Annotated in this window: 25 protein-coding genes; 14 read left to right on the top strand and 11 right to left on the bottom strand. The window is 40.6% G+C overall.

Going from position 1 to position 24,900, the window contains the following annotated elements; all coding sequences use genetic code 11:
- From FJN11_RS04435 to FJN11_RS04415, 5 genes are all read left to right on the top strand, one after another.
- Window positions 1-1,116, top strand: a complete 1,116-nt coding sequence (locus FJN11_RS04435) for a cysteine desulfurase family protein (RefSeq protein WP_140224164.1) — start codon at window positions 1-3, stop codon at window positions 1,114-1,116.
- Window positions 1,117-1,120: 4 nt separating this feature from the next.
- Window positions 1,121-1,468, top strand: a complete 348-nt coding sequence (locus FJN11_RS04430; protein WP_000863540.1) for a DUF1831 domain-containing protein — start codon at window positions 1,121-1,123, stop codon at window positions 1,466-1,468.
- 7 nt (window positions 1,469-1,475) lie between these two features.
- Window positions 1,476-1,691, top strand: coding sequence for a DUF4649 family protein (locus FJN11_RS04425; RefSeq protein ID WP_181146387.1), 216 nt, complete (start codon window positions 1,476-1,478; stop codon window positions 1,689-1,691).
- Between the two features lie 82 nt (window positions 1,692-1,773).
- Window positions 1,774-2,415 carry a redox-sensing transcriptional repressor Rex gene (locus tag FJN11_RS04420; RefSeq protein ID WP_000653414.1) on the top strand — a complete coding sequence of 214 codons (642 nt, stop codon included), beginning with the start codon at window positions 1,774-1,776 and terminating at the stop codon, window positions 2,413-2,415.
- Window positions 2,416-2,432: 17 nt separating this feature from the next.
- On the top strand, window positions 2,433-3,122 hold the full coding sequence (locus FJN11_RS04415) for a gamma-glutamyl-gamma-aminobutyrate hydrolase family protein (protein ID WP_140224162.1): 690 nt from the start codon (window positions 2,433-2,435) through the stop codon (window positions 3,120-3,122).
- Here the strand turns inward: FJN11_RS04415 and radC are convergent.
- The 3 genes from radC to FJN11_RS04400 all read right to left on the bottom strand — a co-directional run bounded on the left by radC (window position 3,119) and on the right by FJN11_RS04400 (window position 7,987).
- Entirely contained in the window at window positions 3,119-3,799 is a 681-nt protein-coding gene (gene radC / locus FJN11_RS04410; protein ID WP_140224161.1) for a RadC family protein, read from the bottom strand. The genes FJN11_RS04415 and radC overlap by 4 nt on opposite strands.
- Window positions 3,800-3,841: 42 nt before the next feature.
- On the bottom strand, window positions 3,842-6,133 hold the full coding sequence (pcrA, locus tag FJN11_RS04405; RefSeq protein WP_140224160.1) for a DNA helicase PcrA: 2,292 nt from the start codon (window positions 6,131-6,133) through the stop codon (window positions 3,842-3,844).
- A gap of 183 nt (window positions 6,134-6,316) precedes the next feature.
- A complete protein-coding gene (locus FJN11_RS04400; RefSeq protein ID WP_140224159.1) occupies window positions 6,317-7,987 on the bottom strand; it encodes a formate--tetrahydrofolate ligase in 1,671 nt (556 codons plus the stop codon).
- Between the two features lie 225 nt (window positions 7,988-8,212).
- Here FJN11_RS04400 and coaB point away from each other — a divergent pair, with 225 nt between their 5' ends.
- From coaB to FJN11_RS04375, 5 genes are all read left to right on the top strand, one after another.
- The gene (gene coaB / locus FJN11_RS04395) at window positions 8,213-8,902 is read left to right on the top strand and encodes a phosphopantothenate--cysteine ligase (RefSeq protein WP_140224158.1); all 690 of its coding nucleotides are present in this window, start codon (window positions 8,213-8,215) and stop codon (window positions 8,900-8,902) included.
- A gap of 11 nt (window positions 8,903-8,913) precedes the next feature.
- Window positions 8,914-9,465: a phosphopantothenoylcysteine decarboxylase gene (gene coaC, locus FJN11_RS04390; protein WP_140224157.1), complete on the top strand. Its 552-nt coding sequence runs from the start codon at window positions 8,914-8,916 to the stop codon at window positions 9,463-9,465.
- Window positions 9,449-10,012, top strand: coding sequence for an ECF transporter S component (locus FJN11_RS04385; RefSeq protein ID WP_000747412.1), 564 nt, complete (start codon window positions 9,449-9,451; stop codon window positions 10,010-10,012). Before coaC ends, FJN11_RS04385 begins: the two co-directional genes overlap by 17 nt.
- A gap of 178 nt (window positions 10,013-10,190) precedes the next feature.
- Window positions 10,191-10,718, top strand: coding sequence for an ECF transporter S component (locus FJN11_RS04380; RefSeq protein WP_001097396.1), 528 nt, complete (start codon window positions 10,191-10,193; stop codon window positions 10,716-10,718).
- 10 nt (window positions 10,719-10,728) lie between these two features.
- Window positions 10,729-11,244: a transcription repressor NadR gene (locus FJN11_RS04375; RefSeq protein ID WP_049509367.1), complete on the top strand. Its 516-nt coding sequence runs from the start codon at window positions 10,729-10,731 to the stop codon at window positions 11,242-11,244.
- Here the strand turns inward: FJN11_RS04375 and FJN11_RS04370 are convergent.
- The 5 genes from FJN11_RS04370 to FJN11_RS04350 form a co-directional block, all read right to left on the bottom strand.
- Window positions 11,241-11,708 (bottom strand): 8-oxo-dGTP diphosphatase, encoded by a 468-nt coding sequence (locus tag FJN11_RS04370; RefSeq protein WP_049552393.1) that lies wholly within the window; start codon window positions 11,706-11,708, stop codon window positions 11,241-11,243. The genes FJN11_RS04375 and FJN11_RS04370 overlap by 4 nt on opposite strands.
- A 20-nt stretch (window positions 11,709-11,728) precedes the next feature.
- On the bottom strand, window positions 11,729-12,256 hold the full coding sequence (locus FJN11_RS04365; protein ID WP_049491716.1) for a hypothetical protein: 528 nt from the start codon (window positions 12,254-12,256) through the stop codon (window positions 11,729-11,731).
- A 108-nt stretch (window positions 12,257-12,364) separates the two neighbouring features.
- Complete coding sequence (locus tag FJN11_RS04360; RefSeq protein WP_140224156.1) at window positions 12,365-13,234, bottom strand: hypothetical protein; 870 nt, start codon at window positions 13,232-13,234, stop codon at window positions 12,365-12,367.
- 43 nt (window positions 13,235-13,277) lie between these two features.
- Window positions 13,278-15,266, bottom strand: coding sequence for an excinuclease ABC subunit UvrB (gene uvrB, locus FJN11_RS04355; RefSeq protein WP_023933623.1), 1,989 nt, complete (start codon window positions 15,264-15,266; stop codon window positions 13,278-13,280).
- Between the two features lie 76 nt (window positions 15,267-15,342).
- Window positions 15,343-16,296: a CPBP family intramembrane glutamic endopeptidase gene (locus FJN11_RS04350; RefSeq protein WP_140224155.1), complete on the bottom strand. Its 954-nt coding sequence runs from the start codon at window positions 16,294-16,296 to the stop codon at window positions 15,343-15,345.
- Window positions 16,297-16,468: 172 nt separating this feature from the next.
- Between FJN11_RS04350 and FJN11_RS04345 the strand changes: the two genes are divergently transcribed.
- The 3 genes from FJN11_RS04345 to zwf all read left to right on the top strand — a co-directional run bounded on the left by FJN11_RS04345 (window position 16,469) and on the right by zwf (window position 21,012).
- Entirely contained in the window at window positions 16,469-18,634 is a 2,166-nt protein-coding gene (locus FJN11_RS04345) for an ABC transporter substrate-binding protein/permease (protein ID WP_140224154.1), read from the top strand.
- Window positions 18,634-19,374 carry an amino acid ABC transporter ATP-binding protein gene (locus FJN11_RS04340; protein ID WP_020900924.1) on the top strand — a complete coding sequence of 247 codons (741 nt, stop codon included), beginning with the start codon at window positions 18,634-18,636 and terminating at the stop codon, window positions 19,372-19,374. The genes FJN11_RS04345 and FJN11_RS04340 overlap by 1 nt, the downstream gene beginning before the upstream one ends.
- A gap of 150 nt (window positions 19,375-19,524) precedes the next feature.
- Window positions 19,525-21,012, top strand: coding sequence for a glucose-6-phosphate dehydrogenase (gene zwf / locus FJN11_RS04335; RefSeq protein WP_140224153.1), 1,488 nt, complete (start codon window positions 19,525-19,527; stop codon window positions 21,010-21,012).
- A 44-nt stretch (window positions 21,013-21,056) separates the two neighbouring features.
- Here zwf and ftsY read toward each other — a convergent pair whose 3' ends face one another.
- The 3 genes from ftsY to FJN11_RS04320 are packed head-to-tail and all read right to left on the bottom strand — an operon-like array spanning window position 21,057 to window position 23,959.
- Window positions 21,057-22,346 carry a signal recognition particle-docking protein FtsY gene (gene ftsY / locus FJN11_RS04330; protein ID WP_140224152.1) on the bottom strand — a complete coding sequence of 430 codons (1,290 nt, stop codon included), beginning with the start codon at window positions 22,344-22,346 and terminating at the stop codon, window positions 21,057-21,059.
- A gap of 3 nt (window positions 22,347-22,349) precedes the next feature.
- Window positions 22,350-23,168, bottom strand: coding sequence for a Cof-type HAD-IIB family hydrolase (locus FJN11_RS04325; RefSeq protein ID WP_140224151.1), 819 nt, complete (start codon window positions 23,166-23,168; stop codon window positions 22,350-22,352).
- Window positions 23,168-23,959, bottom strand: a complete 792-nt coding sequence (locus tag FJN11_RS04320) for a Cof-type HAD-IIB family hydrolase (RefSeq protein WP_140224150.1) — start codon at window positions 23,957-23,959, stop codon at window positions 23,168-23,170. The genes FJN11_RS04325 and FJN11_RS04320 overlap by 1 nt, the downstream gene beginning before the upstream one ends.
- Before the next feature lie 230 nt (window positions 23,960-24,189).
- On the opposite strand from FJN11_RS04320, the gene FJN11_RS04315 reads away from it, so the two are divergent.
- On the top strand, window positions 24,190-24,885 hold the full coding sequence (locus tag FJN11_RS04315; protein WP_140224149.1) for a VIT1/CCC1 transporter family protein: 696 nt from the start codon (window positions 24,190-24,192) through the stop codon (window positions 24,883-24,885).
- Window positions 24,886-24,900 lie beyond the last annotated feature (15 nt).

Genomic DNA, 24,900 nt, shown 5'->3' with positions numbered 1-24,900 from the left:
TTGATTTATTTGGACAATGCTGCAACGACTCCCATGTCAGCAGTTGCTATTTCAGCTATGACCAAGGTTATGCAAGAAACCCATGGAAATCCTTCTAGTATTCATGGGCATGGCCGTCAAGCTGGCAAGCTCTTACGCGAAGTCCGTCAGGAACTAGCCCAGTTACTGGGGACAAAACCTCAACATATCTTTTTCACTTCTGGTGGGACTGAAGGAAACAATACTGCCATCATTGGCTACTGCCTTCGTCACCAAGAACAAGGAAAACATATCATCACAACTGCTATTGAGCACCATGCCGTCCTTGAAACCATTGATTACTTGGTTCAACACTTTGGTTTTGAAGCAACCATTATCCAACCAGAAAATCAAGAAATAACAGCCCAACAAATTCAAAAGGCTTTACGTGACGATACGATTTTGGTTTCTACCATGTTTGCCAATAATGAGACAGGAAACTTACTTCCCATTGCTGAAATTGGCCAAATACTCAAGCAACATCCTGCCGCCTATCATGTTGATGCAGTTCAAGCTATTGGTAAAATACCAATTCACCCCGAAGAATTGGGCATTGATTTTCTCACTGCTTCTGCCCACAAATTCCATGGTCCTAAGGGAATCGGCTTTCTCTACGCATCTAGCATGGACTTTGATTCCTATCTTCATGGCGGAGACCAAGAACAGAAAAAACGTGCAGGAACTGAAAATTTAGCTGCCATCGTAGGCATGGTTGCAGCCCTAAAAGAGGACCTAGAAAAGCAAGTAGAACATTTTCAACATGTACAAAATTTAGAAACTACCTTCCTTGCAGAACTAGAGGGAGTTCAGTATTACCTTAATAGAGGCGAACACCATCTCCCCTATGTTCTCAATATTGGATTTCCTGGCCAAAAAAATGACCTCTTACTCCTTCGTCTAGATTTGGCTGGAATTTCTATCTCTACTGGTTCAGCCTGTACTGCAGGCATTGTACAATCCAGCCATGTTCTTGAAGCCATGTACGGGGCAAATTCAGAACGCTTGAAGGAATCCGTTCGTATCAGTTTGTCGCCAGAAAATACTGTTGAAGACCTACATACCCTCGCAAAAACCTTAAAAGAAATTATCGGAGGTTAGCCATATGGCATTTGAAAAAACCATTCAGTTAAAAAATTGTCGTTACGACTACACTCTTAGCCCTTCTGTTAAAAAATTCACCCTTAAGGACAACACCTTTTTTGAGACTAAGGTTGGTAACTATGAACTGACTCGCCTTTTGGAAAAAGTTCCGAACAGCGGTGAGGGATTCCAACTCAAAATCATCATTAACAAGGAACTTACAGGTGCTAAAATCAATATCACTGACAAGTTTGGGCTACGTCTAGTTGATATTTTCAAATCAGAAGACCACCACATTCATCAGGAAAAATTCTACTTCCTCATGGATAGCTTGGTAGAACGTGGTGTCTTTACAAAATCGGAAAGATAGGTCCCATATGTTTGAACTGACCTATAAAGACAGCTATCATGTAGAGCGGACTCTCAAGTATGAGGATTACGAGGCTCTCATGCTTGCTCTGTCAGGATGTGTGACTCTGCCAGATACACTTTATGTAACTTCTTTGACCTTTAAAGGGCGGGAAATTTACCAAGGACTGGTCGGAGACCTCTACCGTTTTCTATCACATGCAGATTTTTTACATCAAAACTAAGATTTTTCTTAGTTTTTTCTTGTTTTTGTTGATTTTTTCACAATGTTTCTATAAAATAGAAGAATAGAAAGGTTGTGATTTTGTGAAAGATAAACAGTCTGCTATTCCAAAAGCTACAGCGAAAAGACTCTCTCTCTACTATCGAATTTTTAAGAGATTTCATGCAGAAAAGATTGAACGTGCCAACTCTAAGCAAATTGCAGAGGCTATCGGTATTGATTCAGCGACCGTACGTCGTGATTTTTCCTATTTTGGTGAACTTGGTCGTCGTGGCTTTGGCTATGATGTCAAAAAACTCATGACGTTTTTTGCCGATTTGCTTAATGATAACTCCATCACCAATGTCATGCTGGTTGGTATTGGAAATATGGGCCATGCCCTTCTCCACTACCGCTTTCATGAGCGTAACAAGATGAAGATTATCATGGCCTTTGACCTGGATGACCATCCTGAAGTCGGTAGCCAAACTCCTGATGGGATTCCCATTTACGGAATTTCTCAAATCAAGGATAAAATCAAGGATGCTGATGTCAAGACTGCTATCCTGACCGTTCCCAGCGTTAAGTCACAAGAGGTCGCTAATCTCTTGGTGGATGCTGGCGTGAAAGGAATTCTTAGTTTTTCACCAGTCCATCTGCATTTACCAAAAGATGTGGTCGTTCAGTATGTCGATTTGACAAGTGAACTCCAAACTCTCCTCTATTTCATGCGAAAAGAGGATTAGAAAGCGAACATCATTTTATGAAAAAACCAGTTATAGGGATTACAGGAAACGAAAAAACTCATCCTGATGATGACATCATGATGAGCTACGCAGCAAAAGGATTTGTTGAAGGCGTTAAAGACGCTGGAGGGATTCCCATCATCCTACCGATTGGTAATCAAGAAATGGCCTGCCACTATATCAGTATGATTGACAAGCTCATCTTGACAGGTGGACAAAATGTTGATCCAAAATTCTATGGTGAACCAAAAACCATTGATAGCGATGACTACCACCTTCAAAGAGATATTTTCGAACTGGCCCTCATCAAGGAAGCTATTAAACAGAAAAAGCCAATTTTTTCTGTCTGCCGTGGTACTCAGCTCTTTAACGTTGCCATGGGTGGTACTCTGTATCAAGATATAGAAGACCACTGGCAGGATTCTTCTGCTGAGTACACAACCCAACGCTTGGTGACAGAACCAGATACTGTTCTCCGAGAAATCTATGGAGAAATCTCCCATATCAACTCCTTCCACCACCAGAGTATCAAGGATTTAGCACCAAATTTAAAGATTGCGGCTCATGATCCTAAGGATGGTATCATTGAAGCTGTCATAAGTACGGATGATGTTGCCTTTCTCGGTGTCCAATGGCATCCAGAGTTTCTTTTTGAAAATCGTCCCAAAGATAAAAACCTCTTTGACTATGTCGTTAATGAACTTTAGATTAAATCTGTTTTTTCACGGTAACTAAAGTAACTAGAATATGAGACAATCAAATGGTCCAAGAGGACAATCCCCATCAGGTCGCAGGCTTCTTTAACAAGTTTAGTGACATGATCATCATTTCGACTGGGGGCTACCGCTCCTGAAGGATGATTGTGAACCAATATGATAGAAGTCGCCATATGCTTGATAGCATAGTGAAGGATCTCTCGTGGCTCAGCAATACTGCGAGTGGCAGAACCGATAAAAATGGTCTGTTGATGGATGATTTGATTTTGAGTATTGAGATAGAGCGCCACCAGGTGCTCTTGTTTTTTATCCCCTAATTCCTGTTGCATCTTCTTGGCCAACTTTTGACTGCTGAGAATACTTTCCATCTCAAGGGTCTCGTGTTTGTGAATACGATGCCCCAGTTCAATCATAGCTTGCAATTCTATAGCCTTAACTCGCCCGATACCAGATAGACTCTGCAATTCCTGCAGGGTCATTTTTTTCAAATCCGTTAAGCTTGAAAGATTGCTCAAGACTTTCTGGGCAATTTCAAAAACGCTAGCTTGACGTGTTCCTGTCCTGAGTAAAATAGCTAGCAACTCTTGATTACTGAGCGCTTCTACTCCTTCCTTGGCCAATCTCTCTCTTGGCAATAATGAATCTTCTTGGAATGAAATACTGTACATAAAAATCCTCCTCACTTTATTATTCGTGAGAAGGATGGAAAATTAGATTTTTTTCTCAATTGGAGCCACACTGGCTAAAAGTTTTTTCAGGCCAACTTCTGGGAAATTGATTTTCAATTCCTGCGTAGCACCGCTACCTGAAACTTCCAGAACGGTTCCCTCCCCCCACTTCTTGTGGAGGGCAATATCACCAATAGACCAAATTGCCTCACTAGACGCTGATTTTGCACCAGCTGTAAATTGACCAAATGGGAGACCGCTTGACTGGATAGATTTTGGGGCAGCACTGCGTTTACGGTCTTGAAGAGCTTGAGCCAAACTCATTCCTTGACCAAAGGTAAGGCCACCACTACTATAAGACGCCTTAAAGCTTGTATTTGCTGGACGGGCCAATCCTTGATACTCAAGCAAGTCTGAACTAATTTCATTAATAAAACGAGTCGGACGGTTGTAGTTGGTACGACCAAAAAGCAGGCGCGAGTTGGCATTTGTCAGATAGAGAATTTTCTCTGCACGCGTGATACCTACATAGGCTAGACGGCGCTCTTCTTCCAATTCATCTTGATCTTCAGCCGCACGACTAAGTGGAAAGACATTTTCTTCCATCCCAATCAAAAAGACAACTGGAAACTCGAGACCTTTGGCAGCATGCAGGGTCATCAGGGTCACTTCTGATGTCTCCTGACTACCTGAATCTGTGTCTGCAATTAAGGCCAAATCATTTAAGAAACGACTCAGTTTATCCAGACCAGTTTCCTCTTCTGATACATCAGAGGTGTCATCAAAGTTCTTCGTAACAGAAAGAAACTCTTCGATATTTTCAACACGAGCCTTACTTTCCAGAGTTGCTTGGGCATTAAGAATATCGACATAACCTGTTTTTTCTAGTACGGACTCAACCAACTCAGTAATACTTAACTGGTCCAACTGCTCCCGCAAATCCAGAATCATATTGGCAAAATCCCAGATAGACTGGGCTGCTTTACCCTTGATACCAGACAACATAATATTGGCTGAAGCATCTAGCATGGACATGTCTTGCATATTCGCAAAGTCACGGATTTTCTCAACTGTACCTGGCCCAATTCCGCGTTTCGGTTCGTTGATAATACGCTCAAAACTGATATTGTCACTCAAATTGGCAATGAGGTTGAGGTAAGCGATAATATCGCGAATTTCCTTACGGCTGTAGAACTTGGTCCCTCCAACCATGGTATAAGGAATGTTTGACTTGAGCAAGGCTTCCTCAATAGTACGGGACTGCGCATTAGTCCGATAGAGAACTGCAAAATCCTTGTGAAGGAAGTTTTGACTCCGACCAAGTTCATCGATAGTTCTAGCTACAAATACAGCTTCATCTAGCTCATCATTGGCACGATAGTAAACGATTTGTTCCCCATCAGCGTTTTGAGTCCAGAGATTCTTAGGACGGCGATTTTTATTGTTTTGAATGACCTCGTTGGCCGCTTGGAGAATGGTTTTGGTTGAACGATAATTCTCCTCCAACAAAACAACCTTGGCTTGGGGATAATCTTTCTCGAAATCCAAAATATTCTGCATATCAGCACCACGCCAACCGTAAATAGACTGGTCCGCATCCCCAACCACACAGATGTTTTTAAAGCGCGAAGCCAAGAGTTTGACCAGTTGGTACTGAGCATGGTTGGTATCTTGGTACTCATCAACATGGATGTATTGAAATTTCTGCTGGTAATAAGTCAAAACATCAGGATTTTGATCAAAGAGACGCAAGGTCAGCATAATCAAATCATCAAAGTCAACCGACTCAGACTGACGCAATTCTTTTTGGTAAGCAGTGTAACACTGGGCCACGATTTGCGTGTACATATCTCCGGCTTGGGCAGCATAGGTAACATCATCAATCAAATCATTCTTAGCATTGGAAATAGTTCCTAAGATGCTCCGCTCATTCCATTTTTTAGGATCCAAGTTCAACTGTTTGAGAATGCGTTTCATGAGCGTTCGCTGTTCACCAGGATCCACAATAGTAAAATTACGGTTGTAGCCAATATGATCCGCATCACGACGCAAAATACGCACACACATGGAGTGGAAGGTCGCAATCAGACAGTCCTGAGTGGCTGGATTAAGGTTATAAGCACGCTCTTTCATCTCACGCGCAGCCTTATTAGTAAAGGTAATAGCCAAGATATTCCAAGGATTGACCAGCTTTTCATCAATCAGATAAGCAATGCGATGGGTCAAAACTCGGGTCTTCCCAGAACCAGCCCCTGCCATGATTAACAAGGGACCTTCTGTCGTTTGCACCGCCTCAGCCTGACGGTCATTCATTCCATTTAATAATGCGTTCATCTTTTATTCCTTACTCTTGAAGTCAATATTTCTATTATATCAGAATTCAGGGAAAATATCTTTACCTAGACTGGTTACGACTAGTAAACAACTCTCTCATCAGCTGAAGGCAACTTCTTATATCTAGATAAAAAATGAGCTTGGATATTATTTCCAAACTCATTTAAAGTCAATTGCAATATACTAGAACAAGCCTAATACTGTTCCATCGCTTTCAACATCCATGTTGAGAGCTGCTGGTCGTTTTGGAAGTCCTGGCATGGTCATGACATCTCCAGTTAAGGCAACGATGAAGCCTGCACCTAATTTTGGCACCAATTCGCGAATGGTAATTTCAAAGTTTTCAGGTGCTCCAAGTGCATTTGGATTATCTGAGAAACTATATTGAGTTTTTGCCATACAGATTGGCAATTTGTCCCAACCGTTTTGAACAATTTGAGCAATTTGTGTTTGAGCTTTCTTCTCAAAGTTCACTTTACTACCACGGTAGATTTCAGTAACAATCTTTTCAATCTTTTCTTGGACAGAAAGGTCATTGTCATACAAACGTTTATAGTTAGATGGGTTTTCAGCGATAGTCTTAACAACCGTTTCAGCAAGTGCTACTCCACCTTCTGCGCCATCAGCCCAGACACCAGCCAACTCAACTGGAACATCGATTGAAGCACAGAGTTCTTTCAAGGCTGCGATTTCTGCTTCTGTATCAGAAACAAATTCGTTAATAGCCACAACTGCTGGAATACCAAACTTACGGATGTTCTCAACATGGCGTTTCAAGTTGGCAAAACCTGCACGAACTGCTTCTACGTTTTCCTCTGTGAGAGCGTCTTTAGCTACGCCACCATTCATCTTAAGGGCACGAAGGGTTGCGACAATAACAACTGCATCTGGAGAAGTTGGCAAGTTTGGTGTCTTAATATCAAGGAATTTCTCGGCACCAAGGTCTGCACCAAAACCAGCTTCAGTAACTGTGTAATCAGCCAAGTGAAGGGCTGTGCTTGTTGCCAAAACTGAATTACATCCATGAGCAATATTGGCAAATGGACCACCGTGTACAAAGGCAGGAGTTCCGTAAATTGTCTGAACCAAGTTTGGCTTAATAGCGTCCTTCAAGATCAATGCTAAAGCACCTTCAACCTGCAAATCACCAACAGAAACAGGAGTACGGTCATAGCGATAACCGATAACGATATTGGTCAAACGGCGTTTCAAGTCCTCGATGTCTGTTGCCAAGCAAAGAATAGCCATGATTTCAGAAGCGACGGTAATGTCAAAACCATCCTCACGTGGAATTCCGTTTAGAGGACCACCAAGTCCAACTGTCACATGACGAAGGGCGCGATCATTCAAGTCCACAACGCGTTTCCAGAGGATACGACGTTGGTCGATTCCCAACTCATTCCCTTGGTGCAAGTGGTTGTCAATCAAGGCAGAAAGAGCATTGTTGGCAGTTGTAATGGCATGCATGTCCCCTGTAAAGTGGAGGTTGATATCTTCCATTGGCAGAACTTGGGCATAACCACCACCTGCCGCACCACCCTTAATTCCCATTACTGGACCAAGAGATGGTTCGCGAATAGCAATCATGGTTTTCTTGCCAATCTTGTTCAAGGCATCCGCAAGACCAATGGTAATGGTTGATTTTCCTTCACCTGCTGGCGTTGGATTAATGGCGGTAACCAAGATCAATTTCCCAACTGGATTACTCTCAACTGCACGAATTTTATCAAAGCTGAGCTTAGCCTTGTACTTTCCGTACAACTCCAAATCGTCGTAGGAAATACCAAGTTTCTCTACAACATCAACAATTGGCTTCAACTCAATACTCTGTGCGATTTCAATATCTGTTTTCATTCAAAACTCCTCTAACCTCTTATATGATAATTCATTATAACACAAAACAAGATTTTTAACATCCTAAAACTCTCTAAACGTTCGTAAATATCCCTATTTTTAAGGTTTTTAGAGTCCTTTCTTAAATTTTATATGGCTTTATAGTTTGAAACTATATTCTTTCCTTTTACCAAAAATTTATCACTTTCATTTTACTTACCGTTTATTTTTGTGTACAATAGTGCTATGAAAATTTTAGTTACTTCGGGCGGTACCAGTGAAGCTATCGATAGCGTCCGCTCTATCACTAACCATTCTACGGGTCGCTTGGGGAAAATCATCACAGAAACCCTGCTTACTGCGGGGCATGAAGTTTGTTTAATGACGACAAAACGAGCTGTGAAGCCAGAAGCACACCCCAACCTAAGCATTCTAGAAATTACCAATACAAACGACCTTCTACTGGAAATGCAAGAACGTATTAAGGATTGTCATGTCTTGATTCACTCAATGGCTGTGTCTGACTACACTCCTGTTTATATGACAAGTCTTGAGGAAGTTCAGGCTAGTTCCAATCTGGAAGAATTTTTAAACAAGCAGAATCATCAGACTAAGATTTCTTCAACTGACGAGGTTCAGGTTTTGTTCCTAAAAAAGACACCCAAAATCATCTCTCTAGTCAAGGAATGGAATCCTGCTATTCATCTGATTGGTTTCAAACTGCTGGTTGATGTTTCCGAAGACCATCTGGTTGACATTGCTAGAAAAAGTCTTATCAAGAACCAAGCTGACTTAATCATTGCGAATGATCTCACTCAAATCTCAGCAGTTCAGCACCGCGCAATCTTTGTTGAGAAAGATCATCTTCAAACAGTCCAGACTAAAGAAGAAATTGCAAAACTCCTCCTTGAAAAGATTCAAGCATATCATTCATAGAAAGGAAAGCTATGGCACATATTCTCTTGGCTGTAACGGGCTCAATTGCCTCTTACAAGTCGGCAGATTTAGTCAGTTCTCTAAAAAAACAAGGCCATCAAGTCACTGTCTTAATGACTCAGGCTGCTACAGAGTTTATCCAACCTTTGACACTACAGGTCTTATCACAGAATCCTGTCCACTTGGATGTCATGAAGGAACCCTATCCTGATCAGATTAATCATATTGAACTTGGAAAAAAAGCAGATTTATTTATCGTAGCCCCTGCAACTGCTAATACTATTGCAAAACTAGCCCACGGTTTTGCGGACAATATGGTGACCAGTACTGCTCTAGCCTTGCCAAGTCATATTCCCAAACTCATCGCACCAGCAATGAATACAAAAATGTATGACCATCCGGCAACTCAGGCTAATCTGAAAACATTAGAAAGCTACTGCTATCAGCTGATTGCTCCAAAAGAATCCCTACTAGCTTGCGGAGACCATGGACGAGGAGCTTTAGCTGACCTCACAATTATTTTAGAAAGAATAAAGGAAACTCTCGATGAAAAAACGCTCTAATATTGCACCCATTGCTATCTTTTTTGCAACCATGCTCGTGATTCATTTTCTGAGCTCACTTATCTTTAACCTTTTTCCATTCCCAATCAAACCGACCATTGTTCACATTCCTGTCATTATCGCCAGCATTATTTACGGTCCACGAGTTGGAGTTACACTTGGATTTTTGATGGGGTTACTTAGTTTGACGGTTAATACAATTACGATTCTACCGACAAGCTACCTCTTCTCACCATTCGTCCCAAACGGAAACATCTATTCAGCTATCATTGCCATCGTCCCACGTATTTTGATTGGTTTAACTCCGTATCTAGTTTATAAACTGATGAAAAATAAAACTGGTCTTATTTTAGCTGGTGCCCTTGGTTCACTTACCAACACAGTCTTTGTCCTTGGTGGAATTTTCTACCTTTTTGGAAATGTTTTTGATGGTAATATCCAAAAACTCCTAGCAACTGTTATCTCTACAAATTCGATTGCTGAATTAGTCATTTCCGCAGTTCTAACCCTAGCCATTGTTCCAAGACTACAAACTTTAAAGAAATAAAAACAATCTCCGCTTTCATACTTGAAGGTGGAGATTTTATTTGATGTATTTTGTGTTTTTAGTGAAATGTTTACTAGCCTTTAACTAAAAAATGACTTATACGCCTAAGTAAATCCTTGCTTTATTGTCTTGTTTGTTGTACTATACTAGTGTATATACAGTTAAAAAGGAGATTCTTATGAATACACGGAAAAAGACACAATTTATGACAATGACTGCCCTCTTAACAGCTATTGCAATTTTGATTCCAATTGTTATGCCTTTTAAGATAGTCATTCCACCTGCTTCTTACACTTTGGGGAGTCACATCGCTATTTTTATTGCCATGTTCTTGTCGCCCTTGATGGCTGTTTTTGTCATTCTAGCCTCAAGTTTTGGATTTTTGATGGCTGGCTATCCCATGGTTATCGTATTTCGAGCTTTTTCCCATATCTTTTTTGGAACATTGGGAGCTCTTTACCTACAAAAATTCCCCGATACACTAGATAAACCAAAATCTTCCTGGATTTTTAACTTTGTTTTAGCGCTTATCCATGCCCTTGCTGAAGTATTGGCCTGTGTCGTTTTTTACGCAACTTCTGGTACCAATGTAGAAAATATGTTTTATGTTCTATTTGTGCTAGTTGGATTTGGCACAATTATCCATAGTATGGTAGACTATACATTAGCACTAGCTGTCTATAAAGTGCTTCGAAAACGCCGTTAAAGGGAAAGCTATGACAAAAGATCGCAAACAAGCCCTGCTCCAACTCTTGAAAGAAGCTCCTAAAGCCCTTAATGGCCAAAGTTTGGCGGAACATTTTCATGTCACACGTCAGGTCATTGTACAGGACATTGCAATTTTGAGAGCCGATGGCGCTCCTATCCTATCCACCAATCGTGGCTACGTCTATAAGCAAATTGAAACCAATCCTTATGTTCACAAACTTTTCAAAGTGAAACATGAAGTTGAAGAAATCGGTCAAGAACTCCTTGCTATCGTTGATAATGGTGGACGTGTTCAAAACACTCTGATTGACCATCCCGTCTATGGAGAAATTGAAACCTTGCTGAAACTGTCTTGTCGCAGAGATGTGCAACATTTTCTAGAACAAGTCGAGCATTCAGATTTTAGACCTCTGTCTGAATTGACAGATGGCATCCATTACCACCTAGTCGAAGCCGAAACACAACAAGACCTCCACTATATCGAGGAGGCCTTGGATCAGCTAGGTTATTTAGTAAAGGATTAGAAAATTTTCTTTTCCCAATCGTCTTCTGTACGGCGAGGGTAGAAAAATTCAGATTTGTCAGGAGCTTCCATCATCTCCATCAAGGGTAACATATCATAGGCCAGATCCAAGTTTGGAATCTGGTCTTTTTGCACCCAAGAAACTTCTCCTTCATCTGAAGAGCGAAGGCTACCAGAGAACTCAGTCGCCTTATAACAAACGACAATATAGCGCCCACCTGTATCCAGAGGCCAATTTTTAATGCCGACCAATTGCGGATTTTGGATAGTCAACCCTGTTTCTTCATAGATTTCACGAATGACAGACTCTGCGAAAGACTCGCCGTTTTCTACATGGCCTCCTGGAAAGGCATAACCTGACCAACGATTGGTTTCAGGAGCACGGTACTGCATAACCACGCGCTGGGTTTCTATGTCTTCAATCAGACAAATGTTTGTTAAAATTGTTAATTGGGAACGGGACATAAATTTACTCGCTTTCTAAATTAGATAACTTTTTCATGGCTAACTTCAGACTTCATAATGAAGGGATTAATTCGTTCGTGGTAATCATTTACTTCATGAAGCAAATATCCTTTTTTAATGACAATTTCTTGTTCCTGAACTTCAAAATCAAGTGTTATTGGAATAGGGATTTGTGGCATAAAGGCAAAAATAACAAACATAAATATCCATATATATAAACTACAAATAGTACTACGGATTCCATCAAAAATACGGTATCGTTCCTTGAAACAATAACTAAGAATATGCGCGATAACCAAAATAACTGGTACAAATTGTCCTGTTTTAAATATAATGGGAATGAATGGTATTCCAAATATTCCAAAGAGAAGGTCTAGAATTACCAGATGTCTACAAAAACGAATAAAAAGAGTAATCACTAAAAGGAAAAGCCAACTATCCCAAAGAATGGGAGTAAACGATAAACCAAATATTGATAGGCAAAAATCGATAAGGACAAATCCTAGTAAAATCAGATAGACTATTCTAAATAAAGTTAAGTGTTTCAAAATGGATGACTCCTTTTCTTTTCATGTTTATACTTCAATAATCGATGGACTGTATGTTGTTCCAAATCCATTATTAATATCGAACTAAAATACTTAATGAAAAAGTTTTTAGTCATTATTAATTCCATAATCCTTCATTTTATGATTTTGAATTTTTAAAGTTGTCTTGCTACCAGAACGATAACTTTTCCCACTTTTTCCGGCGTAATAATAAGAGATTTCATAAAATGCGTCTGCAAGGTCTGCGCTATCTATTCCATTTTCGATAAACTCTGTCAGACCACCTTCACCATTAAAATAATCCTTGTATCCTTCTTCTAACACAATATCTTTATAGATAACATGACCTTTAATAATTCCATTTTCCAGAAATTCATCAATAGGGAGATCATATAAACCTTGAAAAGGTTTCCCCTCCTTACGATTCTTATCTATGAGATCATAATATTCTGTAATATTCTCTGCTCTCTCATCGACATTCCAGTAGCTATTTACGAATTCCAAATTGGGATTTTCATATTGCTTGAAAAAACTCTCTACTTTTTCTTTGTTAGAAACACTTACAGGATTCTGGTTGAGTAGCTGATTTGTTATATGTGAAAATTGATTTAACATCGTTTTGATAGTTCCATCGTAGGCTAGTTCTTCACTCGTCCGTTTAGAGTTTCCTGGAGATTTAGGAAAATAAATTAAACTGTCACTTACAGTGATTTTCCTACCATTAACCTCTTCAGTGTAATCGTATTCAATTTCATAATCTTCAGAAGGCCATCTATGTCTGGAAAACTTCGTCACCTTCACTTCACCTTTAAAGCCATATAAATTCAGTGTTCTGCTTGCTGCCACCTCAATATCCTTTTGATTTGGTCCAGAAAAAGTATTATGAAAGTTAACTACTAAAATCACTACAAAACTTAGAAAACAGGCTGAAATAATAATTGCTATAAAAGTGAAATTCAAAGTCAAGGCTTTTTTCATTACTTTTTCCTCCTAGTTAAGCAGCTTTATAATCTATTTTTCCTCAATCCAACGCCTTGACTTCCAGCATCATATCACGGATCTGAGCAGCCAGTTCAAAGTCAAGCACTTCGACGGCTTCTTGCATTTGTTTTTCTAGTTTCTTGACAAGTTCTTTGCGCTCTTGTTTGTTGAGGCTATTGATGTCAACTTCCTTGTCTTCTTCCTTAGCAACTGCCTTGGTCACGGCAATCAGGTCACGGATTTCTTTCTTAATGGTTTGTGGAACGATACCATGTTCTTCATTATAGGCCATCTGGATTTTCCGACGGCGGGCAGTTTCATCGATGGCACGTTGCATAGACTGGGTCACAGTGTCCGCATACATAATGACATGTCCCTCACTATTACGAGCAGCACGACCAATGGTCTGGATGAGTCCACGTTCGTTACGAAGGAAACCTTCTTTGTCAGCATCAAGAATGGCTACGAGACTCACTTCAGGTACGTCAATCCCTTCACGGAGCAGGTTAATTCCGACCAAGACATCAAAGACACCCAAGCGCAGATCACGGATAATCTCCGTCCGTTCCAAGGTCTTGATATCCGAGTGCATGTACTTGACCTTGATGCCCATTTCCTTGAAGTAGTCAGTTAAGTCCTCTGCCATTTTCTTGGTCAAGGTGGTGATAAAGGTACGCTCATTCTTCTCAACACGGGCATTAATTTCACCTAAGAGATCATCAATCTGTCCCATAGTCGGACGGACTTCCACCTCTGGATCCAAGAGTCCCGTTGGACGAATGATTTGCTCAATCACTGTCTCAGTCTGTTCATTTTCATAGTCACCTGGTGTCGCTGAAACATAAACAATCTGATGCACATGACTTTCAAACTCCTCACGACGGAGAGGACGATTGTCCAGAGCAGACGGCAAACGGAAACCATAATTAACCAGCATTTCCTTACGCGAACGGTCTCCATTGTACATGCCTTTTATTTGTCCCATGGTCATGTGGCTCTCATCAATCATGATCAAGAAATCATCTGGGAAGAAATCTAAGAGCGTATAAGGAGGCTCACCTTCGCTACGACCATCCATGTGGCGTGAATAGTTTTCAACCCCATTTGTATAGCCCATCTCGCGCAGCATTTCGATATCATACTCTGTCCGCTGTTTCAAACGTTGGGCTTCAAGCAATTTACCTTCCTTTTCAAAGATAGCTAGTTGCTCTTCTAATTCTGCTTGAATCTTGGCAATAGCAACTTCCATATGGTCGTCATTGGTCACAAAGTGAGTAGCTGGAAAAATCGCCAAATGGTCCACTTCTCCCAAGACCTGACCTGTCAAAGCTTCCACTTCACGAATACGATCAATTTCGTCTCCAAAAAATTCTACTCGAAAGGCATGCTCATCACGGGAAGCTGGGAAAATCTCCACCACATCCCCACGCACACGAAATCTTCCCCGTTGGAAATCAATATCATTGCGCTCAAACTGAATATCAACCAAGTCATTCAAGAGTTTATCACGAGAAATCTCAAGACCTGGACGGAGACTGACGACACTATCAGCGTATTCCTTGGGCGAACCCAAACCATAGATACAAGAGACTGAGGCCACGACAATAACATCATTACGCTCCAAAAGGGCCGAAGTCGCTGAGTGGCGGAGCTTGTCAATCTCGTCATTGACAGAACTATCCTTTTCAATATAGGTGTCGCTAGAAGGGACATAAGCTTCTGGCTGGTAATAATCATAGTAAGACACAAAGTACTCAACTGCATTTTCAGGGAAAAATTCCTTGAACTCTCCATAGAGCTGGCCAGCAAGCGTCTTATTGTGAGCAATGACCAGAGTGGGTTTATTGACTTTGGAAATAACTTGACTCATGGTATAGGTCTTCCCTGTTCCAGTCGCCCCCATCAGAATCTGAGCTTTTTCTCCACCCTCGATATTATCTACCAACTGCTCGATAGCTTGGGGTTGATCTCCTGATGGTTGATATTTTGATACTAGTTTAAATTGATTATCTGTAATGCGGTTAATCATAAGAATCCTCTCTCAATGTGCTATTCCTATTTTAGCATACTTGTAGCATTTTCACGAAGAAAAGGACGGACCGAAGTCACATCCTTTCATTTTCTTTCTTTAATTGATAAGCGAGATAGACAATCAGGAGTAACAAAACCAGACTTGTCATGATAGATCCTTCTATCCCAAAAGAACCACCTGATAGCCAGCCTTGATCGCCTTGTGGTAAAAAGGTCATCAAAGACGTTCCTGACTGCTGACCACTAACTAAAATCCCAAAGAGATTTCCTTGAGCAAAATTCCAGGCCCCATGAATACCTGCAATACCCCAAACTGTATCAGTTTTGAGAAGGTAAAGTGACATTGTAGCTCCGAATAAAAAGAGATTCACTAGAGATAGAGGTGTGAGACCAGAATTTCCCACATGAAGCAGGGTAAAGAATAGGCTAGATATAAGAACAGCAAGTTTTAGATTAGTTCTTGAGGCCAATTGGGGAAGGAGCCAAGCACGGGACACCACTTCTTCTGCTGTCCCCTGTAAAATCCAAAATGGAATAGTAAAGACAACAAAGGCAAGCGAATAAGGATTTAAGTGAATAGACTCAAAACGATATTGCCCCAAGGCCACTAAACCTAACAAGGTCAGAAGAAAAAGTGCCAGGCCTAGGCCAAATCCTTTAAAGAGATTGCTGAGGAAATTCTCTCTATAAAATCCCAAAGTTCGAATAGGTCTTTTCTCAACTTTTCTAGTCCATCTGAACACAGTGTTGAGAATAAAACCAAAGGCCAGCAATTCTAAAATTAAACGAAAATCACCTGTTTTATCCATCAAGCTCTGCTGCAAGGTCTGCAAGTAGATTGCAAAAGCTTGACCAGCCTCTCCAAAATTTCTAGCAAGTCCGATGAGAGCTAACAAACTAATACCATATAAAGTATAAGCCACAAACTCTCCTATAAAGACAAAAGCAAAGGCTAACAAGGGGCTTGTGTAAATGTTTAAACTCATTTTAGAAGTTTCAAAGTCTTTTAAGATTCTTTTGTCTTTCATAACTTTATCCTCTTTTACTATATGATATAACTTTATTATAGCACTTCTGTTGTGTGATTCAAGACAAAACCAGAATTATAGATGTCACATTTTCTTACACGAAAATATAAAAATTTGCCTTTTTTTACTTTTTCTGATATAATGGGAAAATATTCGGAAAAGGAGACTAAAAATGAAGAAAAAATTTCTAGCATTTTTGCTAATTTTATTCCCAATTTTCTCATTAGGTATTGCGAAAGCTGAGACGATTAAGATTGTTTCTGATACCGCCTATGCACCTTTTGAGTTTAAAGATTCAGATCAAACTTATAAAGGAATTGATGTTGACATTATCAACAAAGTCGCTGAGATTAAAGGATGGAACATTCAGATGTCTTATCCCGGTTTTGACGCAGCAGTAAATGCGGTTCAAGCTGGTCAAGCTGACGCAATCATGGCAGGAATGACAAAAACTGCAGAACGTGAAAAAGTTTTCACCATGTCTGATACTTACTATGATACAAAAGTTGTCATTGCAACTACAAAGTCACACAAGATTAGCAAGTATGACCAATTAAAAGGTAAAACTGTTGGTGTTAAAAACGGAACAGCCGCTCAACGTTTCCTTGAAAGTATCAAGGATAAATACGGCTTTAGCATTAAAACATTTGACACTGGTGATTTGATGAACAACAGCTTGACTGCTGGTGCCATCGATGCTATGATGGATGACAAACCTGTTATCGAGTATGCCATCAACCAAGGCCAAGACCTCCATATTGAAATGGATGGGGAAGCTGTAGGGAGTTTTGCTTTCGGTGTGAAAAAAGGAAGCAAATACGAGCACCTGGTTACTGAATTTAACCAAGCCTTGGCTGAAATGAAAAAAGATGGTAGCCTTGATCAAATTATCAAGAAATGGACTGCATCATCATCTTCAGCAGTGCCAACTACAACTACTGCAGCTGGTCTAAAAGCAACTCCTGTTAAGGCTAAATACATCATTGCTAGCGATTCTTCATTTGCACCTTTTGTTTTCAAAAACTCAAGCAATCAATTCACTGGTATTGATATGGACTTGATTAAGGCAATCGCTAAAGACCAAGGTTTCGAAATTGAAATTACCAACCCTGGTTTCGATGCTGCTATCAGTGCTGTTCAAGCTGGTCAAGCAGATGGTATCATTGCTGGTATGTCTGTCACAGATGCTCGTAAGGCAACTTTTGACTTCTCAGAATCATACTACACTGCTAATACTATCCTTGGCGTCAAAGAATCAAGTACCATTGCTTCTTATGAAGATTTGAAAGGGAAGACAGTCGGTGTTAAAAATGGAACTGCTTCTCAAACCTTCCTAACTGAAAATCAAAGCAAATACGGCTACAAAATCAAAACCTTCGCTGATGGTTCGTCAATGTATGACAGTTTAAACACTGGTGCCATTGATGCCGTTATGGATGATGAACCTGTTCTCAAATATTCTATCAGCCAAGGTCAAAAATTGAAAACACCTATCGCTGGAACTCCAATCGGTGAAACAGCCTTTGCCGTTAAAAAAGGAGCAAATCCAGAATTGATTGAAATGTTCAACAACGGACTTGCAAACCTTAAAGCAAACGGTGAATTCCAAAAGATTCTTGATAAATACCTAGCTAGCGAATCTTCAACTGCTTCAACAAGCACGGTTGATGAGACAACTATCTGGGGCTTGCTTCAAAACAACTACAAGCAACTCCTTAGCGGTCTTGGCATCACTCTTGCTCTAGCTCTTATCTCATTTACTATTGCCATTGTTATCGGAATTATCTTCGGGATGTTTAGCGTTAGCCCATACAAATCTCTTCGTGTGATCTCTGAGATTTTCGTTGACGTTATCCGTGGTATTCCTTTGATGATTCTTGCAGCCTTCATCTTCTGGGGAATTCCAAACTTCATCGAATCTATCACAGGCCAACAAAGTCCAATTAATGACTTCGTAGCTGGTACTATTGCCCTATCGCTCAATGCGGCTGCTTATATCGCTGAGATCGTTCGTGGTGGTATTCAGGCCGTTCCAGTTGGACAAATGGAAGCCAGCCGCAGCTTGGGGATCTCTTATGGAAAAACCATGCGTAAGATTATCTTACCACAAGCAACTAAATTGATGTTGCCAAACTTTGTTAACCAATTCGTTATCGCTCTTAAAGATACAACTATTGTATCTGCCATCGGTTTGGTTGAACTCTTCCAAACTGGTAAGATTATCATCGCCCGTAACTACCAAAGTTTCAAGATGTATGCAATCCTTGCTATCTTCTATCTTATAATTATCACACTTTTGACTAGACTAGCGAAACGCTTAGAAAAGAGGATTCGTTAATGGCAAAATTAAAAATTGATGTAAATGATTTACACAAGCACTATGGAAAAAATGAGGTTTTAAAAGGAATTACGACTAAGTTCTATGAAGGAGATGTTGTTTGTATCATCGGTCCTTCAGGTTCTGGTAAATCAACCTTCCTTCGTAGCCTTAATCTTCTAGAAGAAGTTACGAGTGGTCACATCACTGTGAACGGTTATGACTTAACTGAAAAAACAACCAACGTTGACCACGTCCGTGAAAATATCGGAATGGTGTTCCAGCACTTCAACCTCTTCCCACACATGTCTGTTTTGGACAACATCACCTTTGCTCCTATTGAGCACAAGTTGATGACTAAGGAAGAAGCTGAGAAATTGGGGATGGAGTTACTTGAAAAGGTTGGACTAGCAGATAAAGCTAATGCCAATCCAGATAGCCTATCAGGTGGTCAAAAACAACGCGTGGCCATCGCTCGTGGACTAGCAATGAATCCAGACATCATGCTCTTCGACGAACCAACTTCTGCCCTTGACCCTGAGATGGTTGGAGACGTACTAAACGTTATGAAAGAATTGGCTGAACAAGGCATGACCATGATTATCGTAACCCATGAGATGGGATTTGCCCGTCAGGTTGCTAACCGTGTTATCTTTACTGCAGATGGTGAGTTCCTAGAAGACGGAACACCTGATCAAATATTTGATAACCCTCAACACCCTCGTCTGAAAGATTTCTTGGACAAGGTCTTAAACGTCTAAACTCAAACTGTAAGGATTTCCTTGCAGTTTTTTTCTATCTCGTATTGGATTTTTTGATTTTTCGGAAAATTATGTTAGAATTAAGTTTATGAAATGAGATTTCCTCATACCTAGCAAGACTAGGAATAAAAATAGAAATTAGGTAGCTAGATGTCATCTAAGGTTATTGTTACAATTTTCGGTGCGAGTGGAGACCTGGCTAAACGCAAGCTCTACCCTTCCCTATTTAGACTATATAAATCCGGCAATCTTTCCGAACACTTTGCCGTTATTGGAACTGCCCGTCGTCCTTGGAGCAAGGAATATTTTGAATCTGTTGTAGTCGAATCTATCCTTGATTTGGCAGATAGTACCGAACAGGCTCAGGAGTTCGCTAGCCACTTCTACTATCAAAGTCATGATGTCAATGATACAGAACACTACATTGCTCTACGTCAATTGCAGGCTGAACTAAATGACAAGTACCAAGCTGAACACAACAAGCTCTTCTTCTTGTCAATGGCTCCTCAATTCTTTGGAACTATTGCTAAGCACCTCAAGTCTGAAAACATTGTAGACGGTAAAGGTTTTGAACGTTTAATCGTTGAGAAGCCGTTTGGTACAGATTACGCAACTGCAAGAAAGTTAAATGACGAACTATTGGCAACATTTGACGAAGAACAAATTTTCCGTATCGACCATTATCTTGGTAAGGAAATGATCCAAAGTATCTTTGCCGTTCGCTTTGCAAACCTGATTTTTGAAAATGTTTGGAATAAGGACTTTATTGACAATGTTCAAATTACCTTTGCAGAGCGCTTGGGTGTAGAAGAACGTGGTGGCTACTATGATGAGTCTGGTGCCCTCCGCGACATGGTACAAAACCATACTTTGCAACTACTTTCCCTCCTTGCCATGGATAAGCCAGCAAGCTTCACAAAAGACGAGATTCGTGCTGAAAAGATTAAGGTCTTTAAAAACCTCTATCATCCAACTGATGAAGAGCTTAAAGAACACTTTATCCGTGGTCAATACCGTTCAGGTAAGATTGATGGCATGAAATACATTTCTTATCGTAGCGAGCCAAATGTTAATCCAAAATCAACAACTGAAACTTTCGCATCTGGTGCCTTCTTTGTAGACAGTGATCGCTTCCGTGGTGTTCCTTTCTTCTTCCGTACTGGTAAACGTCTGACTGAAAAAGGAACTCATGTCAACATTGTCTTTAAACAAATGGACTCTATCTTTGGAGAACCACTTGCTCCAAACATTTTGACCATCTATATTCAACCAACAGAAGGCTTCTCTCTTAGCCTAAATGGGAAGCAAGTAGGAGAAGAGTTCAACTTGGCTCCTAACTCACTTGATTACCGTACAGACGCGACCGCAACTGGTGCTTCTCCAGAACCATACGAGAAATTGATTTATGATGTATTAAATAACAACTCAACTAACTTTAGCCACTGGGATGAAGTTGGTGCGTCATGGAAATTGATTGACCGTATCGAAGAGCTCTGGGCTGAAAATGGTGCCCCACTTCATGACTATAAAGCTGGAAGCATGGGACCACAAGCAAGCTTTGACTTACTTGAAAAATTCGGTGCCAAATGGACTTGGCAACCAGACATCGCCTATCGTCATGATGGTCGCTTAGAATAAAAAAATTCCTGCAAGTTTGTAGCTTGCAGGATTTTTGCTTCTGATTAGATTAAGCCTTCCAAGAGACCCTTCATAAAGTTTTCTGAGTTAAACTCTCCAATATCATCAATTTTTTCACCAAAACCAATCAATTTTACAGGAATATTGAGTTCTTCACGGATGGCTAGAACCACACCACCTCGGGCAGTTCCATCAATCTTAGTCAAGACAATTCCTGTTAAAGGAGTGATTTTTGAAAATTCTTTGGCCTGTACCAGGGCATTTTGACCTGTTGATGCATCAAGTGCCAAGAAGGTTTCATGGGGTGCCTCTGGAACAACACGCTTGATGATACGACCAATCTTCTCCAACTCAGCCATGAGGTTGTCCTTGTTTTGCAGACGACCAGCAGTATCAATCATGAGAATATCGATACCTTCAGCTACAGCACGTTCCATACCATCAAAGACCACACTGGCTGGGTCAGCTTTTTCAGGTCCAGTCACAACTGGAACGTCAACACGACGGCCCCATTCAGCAAGCTGGGCTACTGCTCCTGCACGGAAGGTATCTGCCGCAACCAGCATGACCTTTTTACCAGCTTGTTTGTAGCGGTGAGCTAGTTTCCCGATAGAAGTTGTTTTCCCAACACCATTAACACCAACAAAAAGCATGACTGTCAAGCCATCTTGGAAGTGGATGCTTTCATCGTAGTTGCCATCCTTTTCATAAAGCTCAACCAATTTTTCAATAATAACTCGTCGAAGAGCATCAGGTTTCTTGGCGTTTTCAAGCTTGGCTTCGTAGCGTAACTCCTCTGTTAAGTTGGAAGCGACCTGTACACCAACGTCACTCATGATCAGCAATTCTTCTAGTTCTTCGAAGAATTCTTCGTCAACAGAGCGGAAATTGGCAAAGAAGGCGTTCAAACGGGCACCGAAGCCTGTACGAGTTTTCTTAAGACTACGGTCATATTTTTCCTGAACAGTTTCTTCTACTTGAGGTCTTTCTGGTTCAAGTACTTCAGAACTATTTTCTTCAAGAGCTTCTTCGTGTTCAGAATTCTCTTCCTTTGTGACTTCTTCTGAGTTTGCAAATTCCTCTATTTCTTCTTGATGAACCTCTACATCTGGCTCTGAATCCAGACTTTCTTCAACTGTATCTTGATTTTCCTCTTCTTCGAGCAGAGCTTCTTCAGAACTTTCAACTTCTGCTACTTCTTGAGAAACTTCCTCAGCTTCTGTAAGGGCAGTCTCAGTGTCTTCAGACAAATCAATATTTTCAAGAGCTTCTTTTACAACTTCTTCGATTTTAGGTTCTTCTTTTTTTCCGAATAGACGGTCAAATAATCCCATATCTTAGTTCTCCTTTAGCACATATTCTTCGATGGCCCAGGCGACAGCCTCTTCATCGTTGGTCATTGGCGTCACTACATTTGCGACTGCCTTGACTTCAGGAACAGCATTTTGCATGGCAACACCGAGCCCTGCCCACTCAATCATAGAAAGGTCATTAGCTTCATCACCACAGGCCATCACTTGGCTTTGATCGATTCCCAGATGGCTGATCAGTTTTGCCAAACCTGTTGCTTTGTGAACATTCTTTGGTGACCACTCTAGCAACATTTCACGTGATTTAAAGATTTCATATTGGTCAAACAATTCTGGAGAAATCTTCTGAATGGCTGCATCCAAGGGTTCTTGAGCAAAGGCAGTCACACATTTATTATAAGTCATTTGACTAGATAAGTCTGCAAAGTCCACTGGAACAAAAGTCAAAGCTGGATTGAATTTGGCATAAAGACTTTCTTGGTCGGATTGAATTTGATAAACAGTTCCTTCTGAGATGGCATCAAGAGGAAGTGATAATTTCTCTGTTTCTTCATACAAACGTGCCACATCATCATATGAAAATACTGTCTTATCAAGGATTTCACCTGTATTTTTCTGAACCAAACCACCATTAAAAGTAATGGTATACTCATCTTCCTGACCGTCAGTCCCTAACTCATGGAGAAAGAAGTCCATGGCTTTTAAGGGACGACCAGTTGTCAATACAACCTTGATACCACGATCACGCGCTGCTTGCAAGGTTGTCTTGGTACGATCCGTCAGCCTTTTATCAGTAGTAAGCAAGGTCCCATCCAAGTCCAATGCAATCAATTTTATATCTACCATTATAAACCCTCCATATAAGCTATAACCGACTGGTCCTTATGGTGACCAATCACAGTCTCTGCTAATTCTAAAATTTCTGGTCGTGCATTTTCAGGAGCTACAGGATATCCCACAACCTGCATCATATGCAAATCATTAAGATTATCTCCAAAAGCCATGACCTGATCCATTGTGATGCCTAGTTTTTTAGCTAATTCAACAATAGCCACTCCCTTATCGACATAGTCCAGAACAATATCAATGGATTCAAAGCCAGTTGTCATAGCCTTAACACCAGAAACGTTTTCGTTTACCCAAGCTCCCCCAGCTTCAAGAGTTTCTTCTGTGAAGTTGGTCGTAAATTTGAAAATATCATCTGTAATATCTTCCAGACTCGCTACCTTTTGGATCTTTTCATTATAATGCTGACTCTGTTTCAAATAGGTCGCATCAACCGTATCTAGCACATATGAACCCTTCTTACCCGTCAAGAGCAGTTTATTGATATCTACATAAGGTGACGTTTTCAGCTTTTCAAAAGTTGCCAGATAAAACTCACGAGACATGGTCGCTTCATACAAGTCCTGACCTTGATACTCTACCAAACTGCCATTTTCCGCGATGAAAATAATGTCATCACGAACATCAGCAAATAATTTTTCTAGTGAAAGAAATCCGCGCCCCGAAGCCACTGCAAAGTAAATCCCTTTTCCCTTGTAGGAAGCCAAGAGTGACTTGAGGCGGTCCATATCAAAGCGTCCATTCTCATCTAGGAAGGTTCCATCCATATCCGTTGCTACTAGTTTAATCATAAAATCTTTCTTACTCCGATTAGTAAATCTACCTCCTATTATACCATAGATAACTAGAAAAAGGACTAGTCTATCAGCTTTGCTTCTCTTTTATCCTTCTCTACTAGCTAGTGCTGTTTCTAACTTTTAAAAAAGCTCGTAAAATTAAAATCGTGCAACTTTTTTCAGATAGTTTTAAAAGATTGATTTCCTTATATTTTTCCTTTATACTGGATAAAAAGGAGAATACTATGTCAGAAACAAATCACGAAATCGATTCAAACTTTGCAGGTCGTTTAAATATCCTGCGTGCGGGTGTGCTTGGTGCCAATGATGGGATTATTTCCATTGCGGGTGTGGTTATCGGGGTTGCCAGTGCCACAACCAATATCTGGATTATCTTTTTATCAGGCTTTGCAGCTATCTTAGCTGGTGCCTTTTCCATGGCTGGTGGTGAATATGTATCCGTTTCAACTCAAAAAGATACTGAGGAAGCAGCCGTTGCGCGTGAGCAGCTCTTGCTAGACCAAGATATGGAACTAGCCAAAAAGTCTCTCTATGCTGCCTATATCCAAAATGGAGAATGTGAAACATCAGCTCAACTCTTGACCAACAAGGCCTTCCTTAAAAATCCACTCAAGGCTCTGGTCGAGGAAAAATACGGGATTGAGTATGAAGAGTTTACCAATCCTTGGCACGCTGCCATTTCTAGTTTTGTTGCCTTTTTCCTTGGAAGTTTGCCTCCAATGCTCTCAGTGACCATTTTCCCAAGTGAATACCGCGTACCTGCTACTGTCCTTATCGTCGGTGTGGCCCTTCTTCTCACTGGTTACACTAGTGCCAAACTTGGAAAAGCCCCAACAAAAACAGCTATGATTCGAAACCTCACTATTGGCCTCTTGACCATGGGAGTTACTTTCCTGCTCGGACAACTTTTCAGCATTTAGAATACAAGAAATACC

The sequence above is a fragment of the Streptococcus symci genome (assembly GCF_006385165.1).
Lineage (GTDB): Bacteria > Bacillota > Bacilli > Lactobacillales > Streptococcaceae > Streptococcus > Streptococcus symci.
Note: the sequence above shows the minus strand (reverse complement) of the source record. Positions and strands in the feature narration are given on the sequence as shown.